Annotated in this window: 9 protein-coding genes; 4 read left to right on the top strand and 5 right to left on the bottom strand. The window is 72.9% G+C overall.

The genetic code is table 11. The features are described 5' to 3' along the window. Position 1 precedes the first annotated feature (1 nt). The 3 genes from ACSRUE_RS13610 to ACSRUE_RS13600 all read left to right on the top strand — a co-directional run bounded on the left by ACSRUE_RS13610 (position 2) and on the right by ACSRUE_RS13600 (position 5064). A complete protein-coding gene (locus tag ACSRUE_RS13610; protein ID WP_441291360.1) occupies positions 2-1462 on the top strand; it encodes a C45 family autoproteolytic acyltransferase/hydolase in 1461 nt (486 codons plus the stop codon). Positions 1463-1864: 402 nt separating this feature from the next. Next, the gene (locus ACSRUE_RS13605; protein WP_441291359.1) at positions 1865-4366 is read left to right on the top strand and encodes a cytochrome c peroxidase; all 2502 of its coding nucleotides are present in this window, start codon (positions 1865-1867) and stop codon (positions 4364-4366) included. Between the two features lie 47 nt (positions 4367-4413). Continuing rightward, positions 4414-5064, top strand: coding sequence for a LolA family protein (locus tag ACSRUE_RS13600; RefSeq protein ID WP_437764571.1), 651 nt, complete (start codon positions 4414-4416; stop codon positions 5062-5064). Positions 5065-5173: 109 nt separating this feature from the next. On the opposite strand, the gene ACSRUE_RS13595 is transcribed toward ACSRUE_RS13600, so the two are convergent. Next, positions 5174-6019, bottom strand: a complete 846-nt coding sequence (locus tag ACSRUE_RS13595; RefSeq protein ID WP_441291358.1) for a hypothetical protein — start codon at positions 6017-6019, stop codon at positions 5174-5176. A 247-nt stretch (positions 6020-6266) separates the two neighbouring features. Here ACSRUE_RS13595 and ACSRUE_RS13590 point away from each other — a divergent pair, with 247 nt between their 5' ends. Beyond that, positions 6267-7259, top strand: coding sequence for an amidohydrolase family protein (locus ACSRUE_RS13590; protein WP_441291357.1), 993 nt, complete (start codon positions 6267-6269; stop codon positions 7257-7259). A 30-nt stretch (positions 7260-7289) separates the two neighbouring features. Here ACSRUE_RS13590 and ACSRUE_RS13585 read toward each other — a convergent pair whose 3' ends face one another. From ACSRUE_RS13585 to ACSRUE_RS13570, 4 genes are all read right to left on the bottom strand, one after another. After that, positions 7290-8903, bottom strand: a complete 1614-nt coding sequence (locus ACSRUE_RS13585) for a hypothetical protein (protein WP_441291356.1) — start codon at positions 8901-8903, stop codon at positions 7290-7292. A 75-nt stretch (positions 8904-8978) separates the two neighbouring features. Continuing rightward, positions 8979-10022, bottom strand: coding sequence for a hypothetical protein (locus tag ACSRUE_RS13580; RefSeq protein ID WP_441291355.1), 1044 nt, complete (start codon positions 10020-10022; stop codon positions 8979-8981). 98 nt (positions 10023-10120) lie between these two features. Further along, positions 10121-11422, bottom strand: a complete 1302-nt coding sequence (locus ACSRUE_RS13575; RefSeq protein ID WP_441291354.1) for a FecR domain-containing protein — start codon at positions 11420-11422, stop codon at positions 10121-10123. After that, on the bottom strand, positions 11413-12045 hold the full coding sequence (locus ACSRUE_RS13570) for an RNA polymerase sigma factor (protein WP_437764565.1): 633 nt from the start codon (positions 12043-12045) through the stop codon (positions 11413-11415). The genes ACSRUE_RS13575 and ACSRUE_RS13570 overlap by 10 nt, the downstream gene beginning before the upstream one ends. Positions 12046-12140: the final 95 nt, after the last annotated feature.

The following is a 12140-nucleotide window of genomic DNA, read 5'->3' as shown; positions in this document are numbered from 1 at the left end:
CTTGCGGCCGCCGCGCCTCGCACGCCACCGCCGCAAGCTCCTCGCGGCCGCCGCGCTCCTCGCCGCGCCGATCCTCGCGCACCTCGGCATCGCCGCCGCGACGCGGATCGAGCCGCCCCCGATCCGCGCGACCGCCGGCGAGCCCGAGACAGGGCCGGGGGGGCTGCGCGTGCTCGGCCCGGCCTACGTGCGCCGCCGCGGGCGGATCCTCGAGGCGCGCCTCTCCGGGTCGCCGGAGGAGATCGGGCACCAGCACGGGCGGCTCTTCTACCCGGAGATGGTCCAGAACGAGGGGACCCTCTACGAGCAGTTCCACCGCCACGTGCCCGTCGCCCCGCTCCGGTGGCTCATCATGGACCTGTCGCGCCTCGAGTTCCGCGGCGTCGACGAGGGCATGACCGACGGCGTGCGGCGCGAGATCGCCGCGCAGGCCCGCGCCTTCTCGCCCGACCCGTTCGACGGCGTCCTCCCCACGTACCACCGCTTCGTCTTCCTCCAGTCGCTCTACGACATCGCGCTCTCGTTCGAGCACTCGCCGCTCATCGGCTGCACGAGCTTCGCGCTCACCGGGACGGCGTCGGCGGACGGGCACGCGGTGCTCGCCCGCAACTTCGACTTCGAGGCCGGGCCCGTCTTCGACGAGGGCAAGGCGGTGTTCCTCGTCCACGAGCAGGGGAAGATCCCGTACGCCTCGGTGTCCTGGCCCGGCCTGATCGGCGCGGTGACGGGGATGAACGCCGCGGGCCTCGCGCTCGTCGTCCACGGCGGGCGGGCCGGCGAGCCGCGGGCGGCCGGCGAGCCGGTCGTCCACACGATGCGCGAGGTGCTCGGCCGCGCGCGGGGCGTCGACGAGGCGCTCGCGATCCTCGAGGCGCGCGCGCCGATGGTCTCCCACCTCGTGATGCTGGTCGACGCGGGCGGCGAGGCGGCGATCGCCGAGCGGGCGCCCGGCGCGCCGCTGCACGCGCGCCGGGGCCGCGGCAAGGTCCCGCTCACCAACCACTTCGAGGGGCCGCTCGCGGGCGATCCGCGCAACCTGCGCGTGGAGGCCGAGACCTCGACCCGCCCGCGGCGCGACCGCCTCGACGAGCGGCTCGCGGCGCTGCCCGAGGGCGCGACGATCGAGGCGGCGGTCGACGTCCTGCGCGACCGGCGCGGGCGCGGCGGCGCGCCGCTGCCGCTCGGCGACCGGCGCGCGATCGACGCGCTCATCGCCACCCACGCGGTCGTCATGGACGCCACGGCGCGCGTCCTCTGGGTCAGCGAAGGCCCCCACCTCGCCGGCCGCTTCCTCCGCTTCGACCTCACCCGGCTGCTCGACCCCGCGTTCGACCCGGCGCTCGACACGGCCGAGCCCGGCGCCCTGCCCGAGGATCCGCTGCTCACGAGCGGCGACTACGCCGCCTGGGAGCGCGCCGGCTCACCGCACGAAGGCGGGGAGCGCGGCAACGACAATCCTTAAATAAACAGACGCAACCCAATAACCGCTCCGTCCCTCGCGCAAGCGCGGCGGCGCCGTCTCCATGCCGTGACGCCAAGGTGGCCAGCGTGGCGAGCGTGGCGAGCGAGCGCGACAGCCCCGCGCCCGGGACGCGCCTCCTCCCACAGCGAGCACGAAAGCGCCGCGCCGCCACGCCTACGAAGGCCCTCCCCGCAGCGCCAGCAGCGACACACCCTGCGCGAGATCGCAAGTTTTCGGCGTGGTTTCGGGGTGCCCTCTCTTCCACGCCCGTACATCGGCGGTAGGACACCTCTCGTCCGGCATGGCCTTACCGCAAGATTGCCTAGCGGCTGCTTCCGTCCGACAATGCGATTCGGGGCGCCAAGGTCGCGGCACCGGAGCGGCGACCGAGTCGACCAGACCATGACGGACATCAACCTGATCAACACCACCCTCGATCAACGGTACGTCATCCTCGGGCTGCTCGGGGAAGGCGGGATGGGGGCAGTCTACGAGGCACGGCACCTGGGCACCGGCCGCCGCGTCGCCGTCAAGGTGATCACGAGCAAGCTCGCGCAGGACGAGGCGGTGATGGCCCGCTTCGAGCGCGAGGCCAGGGCGGCCGGCGCGATCGACAGCGAGCACATCGCGAGCGTGCTCGACAGCGGCAGGGACCGCGCGACCGGCCTGCCCTTCCTCGTGATGGAGCTGCTCAACGGCGAGGACGTCGACCAGATGCTCCGGCGGCTCGGCCCCCTGCCGCCCGAGCTCGCGCTCTGCATCGTGGCCCAGGCGTGCATGGGCCTCATCAAGGCGCACGACGCGCGCGTCCTCCACCGCGACATCAAGCCCGCCAACCTGTTCCTGGCGCGGCGCGACGGGGGCGAGTACGCGGTCAAGCTCCTCGACTTCGGCGTCGCCAAGATCCAGGACGACACCTTCGAGCAACAGAAGGAGCTCACGGCCACGAGCAACCTGATCGGCTCGCCCATCTACATGTCGCCCGAGCAGGCGCGCAACATGCGGGACGTCGACGGCCGGACCGACGTCTGGTCGCTCGGCATCGTCCTCTTCAAGATGCTCGCCGGGCGCACCCCCTACAGGAACTCGCGGGGGCTCGGCGAGCTCATCGTCGCGATCTGCTCGACCCCGGCGCCGCCCATCCAGACGCTGGCGCCCTGGGTGCCCTACGAGGTCTCCGAGATCGTCCAGCGCGCGCTCCAGATCGACAGGAACCTGCGCTTCCAGAGCGCGGCGGAGATGCTCGACGAGTGCCGGATGCTCCTGCCGCACGGCATCTCGATCCACGAGAGCATGCTGCAGCCCCTCCCCGACTCGGTGCAGGCCGACATCCCGCCGCCCTCGCAGGGGCCGCCGAACCCCGACGTCCCGACGCGGCGCCCGCCCACGCCCGTGGGGACGCCCCGCAGCCGCACGCCGACGCCCGGGAGCACGTCCCGCAGCTGGCCGGACCCCGGCGAGATGTCGACGCGGCGCCCGCCCACGCCCGTGGGGACGCCCCGCAGCTGGCCCGAGCACGTCACGCACAGCGGGGCCCTGGGCCAGAGCGGTCACCACCACGCGACCCAGAGCGGCCACCACGCGACCCAGAGCGGCCACCACGCGACCCCGCACGGCCTCCTGATCCGCGGGCTCCCGGACGGCCCGCCGCCATCGAGGACGGTCTCGGGCACCTCCGTGCCGTTCCACAAGACGATCATCGTGGCGGGTGACCAGCCCACCGCCCACGTGCGCCCCCGCAGCAAGGTGGCCCCGCTCGTGGCGGCGGCGGTGCTGGTCGCGGCGACGGGCGCCGGCGTCGGCGCCTGGCTGGTGCAGAAGACGACGGCGTCCGCGTCCGCCCCGGCGACCGGCGAGACGCAGCCCGCGCCGGCGGCCGCCGCGCCGGCCGCGCCCACCGCGGCGCCGGGCGCGTCCGCCGCGGCCCCGGCCGAGCCGGCCGTGCAGATCGATCCGGAGCGGCTCGGGAGCTTCAACCCGCTGCCGGCGGTCATCACGTCCTCGAGCAACCCGCTCACCGACGAGAAGATCAACCTCGGCCGGATGCTCTACTACGAGACGCGGATCTCGAAGAACCACGACCTCTCGTGCAACTCGTGCCACCCGCTCGATCGCTACGGCGCGGACGGCGCCAAGGTGTCGATCGGGCACGCGCACCAGAGCGGCCGCCGCAACACGCCGAGCGTGTACAACTCCGCGGGGTTCTTCTCGCTCATGTGGGACGGGCGCTTCGACAACGTCGAGGCCCAGGCCAACGGGCCGATGATGAACCCGAGCGAGATGGCGATGACGCCGGTGCGGCTGGAGGCGACGCTGCGCTCCATCCCGGAGTACGTGAAGGCGTTCGGCAGGGCGTTCCCGAGCGATCCGTGGCCCGTCAACGCCAACAACACGGCGAAGGCGCTCGGCGCGTTCGAGCGCAAGCTGATCACGCGCGGGCGGTGGGACCTGTTCCTGGAGGGGGAGCCCGAGGCCCTGACCAACGCGGAGAAGGAAGGGTTCAACACGTTCGTCGAGGTCGGCTGCGTGACGTGCCACTTCGGCCCGCACATCGGGGCGACGATGTTCCAGAAGCTCGGCCTCGTGCGGTCGTGGCCCGACACGATGGACCGCGGCGTCTTCGAGATCACGAAGAAGCAGGCGGATTTCATGGTCTTCCGGGTGCCGACGCTCCGCAACGTGGCCATGACGGCGCCGTACTTCCACGACGGGTCCGTCTCGTCGCTGCAGGAGGCGGTGCGGCTCATGGGCAAGCACCAGCTCGGCAAGGACCTGTCCCATGCCCAGGTCGATCAGATCGTGGTGTGGCTCAAGTGCCTGACGGGCGACCTCCCGAAGGAGTACATCGCGAAGCCGGACCTGCCGGAGAGCGGGCCCAACACGCCGAAGCCCATTGCGGATTGAGCGCGGCCCGCTCGTCTGACATGACCATGTCAGAGGACGAGGCGAGGATGCAGCGACGATTTTTCCTGAAGGGGCTCGCGGCGTGCGGCGGGGCGCTGTCGCTCGGCAGCCACGCGCGCCGCGCGCGCGCGGACGAGGTGGGCGACGCGCTCGCCGAGATCACGCGGGCGCGCGCGTCGGTGAAGACGCTGGTCGCGCCGTTCACGCAGGAGCGGAGCATCGGCCTGCTGGCGACGGCGGTGAAGAGCGACGGCGAGATGACGCTGGTGCTGCCCGACCGCCTCCGGTGGGAGCTGAAGCCGCCGGACGCGATCACCTACTGGATCACGCCCGAGGGGTTCGGCTTCGCGACGCCGAAGGGCGCGTCGGGCGCGGGGCGGGGCGCGGCGGGGCGCTTCGGGGCGGTGCTGTCGGACCTGCTGGTGCTGCTCGGCGGCGACCTCGGGAAGCTGCGGGCGCGCTACGACCTGTCGATCCCGAGCCGCGCGGACGGGATCACGCTGGCGGCGCGGCCGCGGGCCGAGGAGGTCGCGAAGCACGTGCGCAGCCTCGAGATGACCTCGGGGCCGGAGCTGTGGTCGGTGCGGCGCGTGGTCATCGAGGAGCGGAACGGCGACCGGAGCGTCATCGCGTTCGGCAAGGTGGCGCGGGACGTGAGCGTGGATCCGGCGCGGATGAAGGCGCCGAAGCAGGGCTGAGCGGGGCGCCGCGCTCGTTCCCGGCGGCGCGCGGGGCAGCGCCGGGCCGCCCGGCCCCTCGGGACACGGAAGCAGAGAGGAGCGCGGGCGTCGCGGCGCTAGGCGAAGATCAGCACTCGCACTCGTCCTCCCCTTCATAGGACTTGGCGACGAAGCTCATGTCGTACGGGTAGTTCGCCTCGGGCGGCCCATAGACGCGGAGCAGCAGATCGTTCGCCGAATCCGCGCCCCCTCCGTCGAGCCATACGCGTCCATGATCGCTCTCCTCAGCCCCGAGGAGCTCCATCGTGGCAGCGCTGTAGACCTCCACGATCAACGTGTTCTCTGGACCGGAGGGCGGAGTGTACTGCTCACAACCCGAGCCGCACAGCCCTGCCCCGGAGGCCAGGACGCGAAGGCTCCAGTTGACCTCCTCGATCCCGAGAGAGGTGGTGTCGAGCAGGTACCAGTCCTCGTTGCCCTGGCAGAGGACGAAGTCGATCTTCGAGAACCACGCGCTGGGACCAAAGCTGTCGTCGGTATGGTCATAGGCGAGCGGAGCCGCAGAGATGGACGCGTCGTTCGCCTCGTAGGCGTCGTCCGCGCAGACAGGCGCTCCGCCGCCCCCGGTCGTGGCCCCGCCTCCACCCGCCCCACCCATGCCGCTGCCGCCGCTGCCGCCGCTGCCGCCGCTGCCGCCGCTGCCGTTGCCGCTGCCGCCGCTACCGCTGCTGCTGCCGCCGCTGCTGCTGCCGCCGCCGCTGCCGCTGCCGCTGATGCCGGTACCGCCGCTGCCGCCGCTACCGCTGGTGGCGCTCCCGCTGATGCCGGTACCGCCGCTGCCGCTGGCATCACCGCCGCCTCCGTCGGCGCCTGAGCCCTCGTCCAGCCAGCGCGAGCAAGATGTCGTTCCGAACAAAGACGCGCAGAGCGCCGCGAACCCCATGAGACGAACCGAGCTACGAATGAGCGACATAGACAACTCCACTGGGCACAAATGAACAACGACCTCGAGGGCGAAACTTCGCCCTCGAGGCGCGAACATCGAGCGTTCGCACAAAGCAGACTCAGAAGCGGATCATCCGCTCACATCATTTTTTCATATCTCCTGACTCCCTCCTTTCTCATGGCGCCATCCCCGCCACGGCGTATCCTTGTCGGCGATGAATCCAATCGTCGCTCATCACTCTCGTGGTCGCCGCCGCCCTCATCGCCCTCCTTCGATGAACTCGCGCGCCGATCGCGGCGCTCGCTTCCGGAGCATCGCGTGGGGCGCCGCGCTCGCCGCCGTCCTGGGGTGCCGTTCGTCGCCGCCTCCGCCGGCCCGTCAGGAGGTCATCGACATCCATGTGCACCTGACGGAGGCCAGCGCAGTGGCACCATTGCTCGCGCACATGGCCAAGCATCACGTCGATCGCGCCGTCATCCTGGCGAGCCCGGACCTGACCAGCGGACGCGGCGGCGCTGGCCTCTCCGGCTACCGCGCAGGCAACGAGCTCGTCCTCGACGCCGCAGCGGCTCACCGTGGGAAGCTCATTCCCTTCGTCACCCTGGAGCTCGGTGACGATGACATCGCCTACCTCGCCGAGCTGCGCCGCCGAGGCGCCTGCGGCGTGAAGCTTTACCAGGGGCACAACCTCTTTCACGAGCGTCCCCTCGACGACCCCTCGCACCAGGCGATGTGGCAGGCGCTCGCGGATCAGGCGCTTCCGGTTCTGCTTCATGCCAACACCGTCCGTTACAGGAGCGAGCTCGAGGCGGTCCTGCGCGCCTTCCCCGACCTGCAGCTCGTGTGCGCGCACCTCTGCGGCAGCCGCACCGACCTCGCGCGCATGGAGTCCCTGATGGCGGCGTTTCCGCGCCTGCTCGTCGATACGAGCCATGGCTCCGCCGGCCCGGCGACAGAGGGGTTCGCGAGCCTCGAGCGGGAGCGCGCCCAGCTCCTCAGGCTGTTCTCTCGCTGGCCCGAGCGCTTCCTGTTCGGGACCGATCTCGTGACCAGCGGGCTGGACCCGATGTCCATGGAGCTGTGGGACCTGCAGGTGGAGTCGAACATGGGTCTCTTGAGAGAGGACAAGTTTCGCTTCTTTCGTCAAACCGCCGATCAGCCCGCCCGCACCATCGGCACCTATCAGGGCCTTCACCTGCCCCCCGAGCTCCTGGGCCCCGCCCTCGGACAGAACGCCGCGCGATGGCTCGGCGCCTGCCTGCGCTGAGGGCCACCTCGCGGATCGCCGCCCGCGGCCTCAGGGGCCGAACTTCGCGAGGAAGATCGCCCGGGTAGGCGTCGGGGTCGCCAGCGGCCCCGTGCCAAAGTCGATGGTGCCGAAGAACGGCCCGGCGGCGTACACGTCACCGGCCCCGTCCATGGCCGTGGAATAGCCGTACTGTTGCTCCCTGCCGCCGGTGTGCTTCACCCAGCGGACCGTGCCGGCCGCATCGAGCTTCGCGACGAAGGCGTCGCCGTAGGTGCAGTCCATCAGGCCCGTGCCGAAGTCGACGTCGCCGTACATCAGGCCGGTGATCGCGAGTTCGCCGCCCGCGGTCGCCGCGACGTCCAGCGCCGTCTGCGGCCCATGCTGCCCGAGGCGCCTGGCCCAGAGCAGCTCGCCTGCCGGGTTCAGCTTGGTCACGAAGGCGTTGCCCCCCCACGTGACAGAGCCGGGCTCGAGAGGGCCGTACCCTCCCGCGCTCACCAGCGGGCCTGCGCCGAAATCCACGCTCCCGAGGAACGTCCCGCTGATGACGACGTTTCCAGCGCCGTCGACCGCGACGCCGTACGCCCTCTGGAGCGCCTCGTCGCCGAACCGCTTGCTCCAGACGTGCTCACCGGCGGCGTCGAGCTTCGCCACGAAGATATCCTCGCTGCCCGCGGTGATCAGCGGGCCGCCGCCGAGGTCGATCGCATCTGCGAAATAAGCGCCGAAGCTGCCGGCGAGGACGACGCTGCCCGACCCGCCGAGCGCGACGTCGTGGATCTCCGTGTAGCCGAGTTGCTTGCTCCAGAGGCAATGCCCCGCAGGGTCGAACTTCGCGATGAACGAGTCCATGTCACCGACGCTGGTCAGCGAGGCGCCGCAGAGGCTGATCTGGCCCATGAACGTCCCTGCCACGACGACGTTCCCGGCTGCATCCATGGCGAGGCTGTCCGCCCCTTGATCGCCATCGGCGCCGATCCGAGCCGACCAGACGTGTTCTCCGTCTCCCGTGAAGACGGCCACGAAGGCGTCGCCGCCCGACTCCGGCCCCGCGAGCAAACCACCGCCGAAGTCGACGCCGGTCCCGTAAACCACCCCCGTCGTGGCGATGAGCCCAGCCTGGTTGACCGCGACGTCACGCGGGTAGGCGGAACCGGAGAATTCCTTGTGCCAGAGGTTCTCTCCTTCGTCGTCGAATCTCGCGAGGGCGAAGGCCAGGGCGCCCCCGGTCGAGAGCGGACCGTCGCCGAAGTCGACGCCATCGGCGACCGCCGTCGCGACGACGAGGTTGCCGGGCTCGTCCACGGCGATGCGGCTGCCCACCCACACGTTGGGTTGGCGTGGGTTCGAGGCGAAGTGCCGGCTCCACAAAGGATCGCCATTGCCGACGGCGCCGCCGGCGCCTGCGCCGCCGCTGCCGACGGCGGCGCCGCTGCCGCCTGCGCCGCCGCTGCCGACGGCGGCGTCGCTGCCGCCTGCGCCTGCGCCGCCGCTGCCCCCGGCCCCGCCGCTGCCCCCGGCCCCGCCGCTGCCCCCGGCCCCGCCCTCTCCCGTCGCGCTACCGCCGGCGCCCTCATCGCGTATGGGATCGAGCGGGATCCTGTCGCATGCGGCGACAAGCGTCATGAGCGCGGTGCATCCAGGGACGAGGAGCTGTTTCAAGGAGGTCTCTCCGATCTCGAGTGAGGAAGTGCGCGTGGCTTGCTCCTAGGAATGGCCGCCTGTCGTGGCGGCGGCTCACCGCTGGACGACGACACCGAGCGAGAACGACGCGAGCGGGCCGAACGTCGAGATCACCCGTCCTGCGAACCGGATGTCGACAGGCGGGATCGCCGCGCCGCCGAGCGCGCCCGCCGTGAGAACCACGGAGTCGACGAGCCGGAAACGCGCCTCGCCTCGCCCGTACACCAAGGCGGTGAAGGTGGACTCGTCGCTGTCGATATAGGGCGGTCTCGCATCGCCGGACGCGCTCACGTAACCGAGACCCACGCCGGGGGAGAGGACGAGTCCGAACCGGCGGCCCCTCTCGATGGGCGCGAGGGCGAGCTCGGCGCCAAAGAGCGAGCGGCGAAAGCGAACCTTGCCTTCCGACGCCTCGATCTCCGGACCGATGACCGGCAGGTCCGCCAGGAGCCCGGCGCCGATCCGGGCCGAGGGCCAGATCCGGAGCGAGGCATCGAGCGCCAGCGAGGCGCCAGGCGCCTGCCATCCCGCGGCGATCGCGACGCCGACCTCGACGAGCGGGGCCCTGGGCGCCGCGGGCACCGCGAACGGCGGCGAGGGCGGCGCCCAGGCGCGGAGCGGCGGGCGCGGCCACGCCTCACCGGGCGGCGCGGCAGGAGGCGCGGCGGGAGACGGCTGGACCGGGGCCGGCGCGACGGCCGCCGGCTCGGGTCCGACGGCTCCGGCGGGGGCCCCGGCCGTCGACCGGAGCGCCCGCACCAGCTCCGCCGCGCGGAGCACCCGGGTGTCGAGCGGGCCGTCGGGCGCCACGCTCGCGACCAGGTCCGCGCGCCCGCTCGAGTCCGACCAGATCTCGATGGCTCCCTCCTCGCCTTCGGGGATGACGATGAGCAGCCCGCCGGAACCAGCCGCCGCCGGGCCCGCCTGGACGTGTACCTGCAGGCCCGCCGCTTCGAGCTCCTGCGAGAGCCGGTACGCCAGCGCCCCGCGCGCGCCGGCGACGACCGTGATCGGCGGCGCCTCGCCGGCGGAGCACGGCGCCGCGAGCGCCGCGAACGCCAGCAAAGCGACGAGCGCGCAGCCGATCGAGCTCGCCACGGCGCGCGCTCCCGGCGAGCGCGGGCGGCGCCGGCGCGACGGCCGCGACCTCCGCGGGAGGAGGCTCGATCCAGCGTCCAGGCTGCCGGGCGGACCCCTCAATCGGCCCCATGGGCGAGCGTCGCCGCGAGCCCGGCGTGGGCGCCGTTCGGGTACGCCGCGAGGTAGCGCGCGGCGAGCTCGCGGGCGCGCGCGCGGAGCTGGAGGTTCCTCGCGCACTCGATCGAGCGGCCGAGCGCCTCCGGCGCGAGCGTGCCGCGCGGCCTCTCGGCGAGGTACACGGCGAACCAGCGCTCGGCCTCCGCCCAGGCGCCGCGCCCGTCGAACGCCATGCGACCGAGGTGGTACGCCGCTGCGGCCGCGGCGTCGCTCCCGGCAAACCGCCGGCGCGCCGCCTCGTAGAACCTGGCCGCGACGTCCGGCTTGCGCGAGAGCCGCGCCGCGGAGCCGAGGTCGACGAGCTCCGCGCCGCCGGCGCGCCCGAGCACCGTGTCGATGCCCAGGAGCTCCACGTCCGCGAGCGCCTCGCCGAGCTTGCCCGCGGCGAGGTGCGCGCGCCAGCGCTCGGCGGGGGCGCCGGCCAGGGGCTCGCCCGCGCGGGGCTGCGGCGCGCCGAGGGAGGGTGGCGCGGGGGCGGGCGCGGGCGCGGATGCGGCGGCGCTCGCGCTCGGGAGGAGCGCGGGAGGCTGCGCGGAGGGGACGGCCTCCGGAGCAGGCGCCGGCGACGACGCCCGCGGCGCGGCGGGTCGCGGAGCCGCGCACGAAAGCCGCGCCGCTTCGGGGGCGGCGAGGGCGCGCCCCGAGGGGTCGACGCATGGGCCCAGGATGCGCACGCGGCCGGTGATCATCGAGACCGTGAGCTCCTCGGCGTCCGTGTTCCACGTGATGTCGAACTCGGTGCCGATCACGTGGACCTCGAAAGGGCCCCCGGCCACCACCCACCGGGTGTCGTCGCGATGCGCGACACGCACGCGCAGCGAGCCGCGCTCGAGGAGGACGCTCGCGCCCCGGGGGCCGACCTCGGTCACGCGGGCGCGCGTCCCGGGCGCGAGGTCCACGCGCGACCCGTCCGAGAAGTCGAGCCCGACCTGCGACGCGTCCGCCGCCACCCACCGGCCGACGGCGCCCGGCGCCCCCGCGACCCGGTAGGTCAACGGGTCGCCCGGCCGGAGCAGCACGAACCAGAGGACCGAAGCGGCGACGCACGCCGCAGCGAGCGCGACGCCGAGCCGCCGCGAGCGGGGAGCCGCCCTGGCGCTCAGCGAGAGCGCGGCCTCCTTGCGGTAGATCGCCTCGAGTCGATCCGTGGTCGACGGCCGCACCAGCCGCTCGAGCGCGGCGTCCTGGTGCGCGGCGACCCGGCGCACCACGGCCGCGACGTCTTTGGTCCTCAAGTCCATCGGTCGCCCTCCGCGAGCCAGGAAGACAGAACTTCATCCTTCTTGCAGCGCTCGACGAACGCGAGCTCCGCGCGCTGGATCCGGCGCTTGACGGTGGCGAGCGACACCTTGCACGCCGCGGCCACCTCCGTGAGCTCCTGGCCCTCGACGATGCGCAGCGTGAACGCCAGCCGATCGTCGGCGTCGAGCGTCTCCAGGGCGCGGTAGAAGGCGCGCACGCCCTGCCGGGCCTCCGGATCGGCGCTGGCCGCGACCTCCGGCAGCTCGTCGCTCGCGAAGAACGCGAGCCAGCGGTGCCTGCGCCTCTTGCGGAGCGCCTCGCGCGCGACGAACACGGTGACGCTGGTGAGAAAGGGCTTCAGCGCCTCGGGCTCGCGCACGTCGTCGATGCGGGAGAACACCCGGGCGAACACGTCCTGGACCAGATCCTCCAGGCTCCGGACGTCGCCGAGGATGCGAAGCAGCATCCGCTCGACGAGGCCCGCGTAGGTGTCGAGCAGGCGGCGCTCCGCCGCGGGGTTCCGAGCGTGCAGGCCGCGCAGGATGTCGGCTGAGGTGAGCTGCGCGCCGGCAGGGCCGTCCGGTGGACGGGGCTTTGGAACGACGCGGAGGTGCGCGGACATCGGGTAGCCTCTAGATGGCCGGCCCCCGCCGCGACGGCTCAGGGCGGGCGTGCGGCGCCGCCCTGCGCCCCTGCTCCTGGATCATGCTTTGACCC

The sequence above is a fragment of the Sorangium sp. KYC3313 genome (genome assembly GCF_052075895.1).
Taxonomy (GTDB): domain Bacteria; phylum Myxococcota_A; class Polyangia; order Polyangiales; family Polyangiaceae; genus Sorangium; species Sorangium cellulosum_B.
Note: the sequence above shows the minus strand (reverse complement) of the source record. Positions and strands in the feature narration are given on the sequence as shown.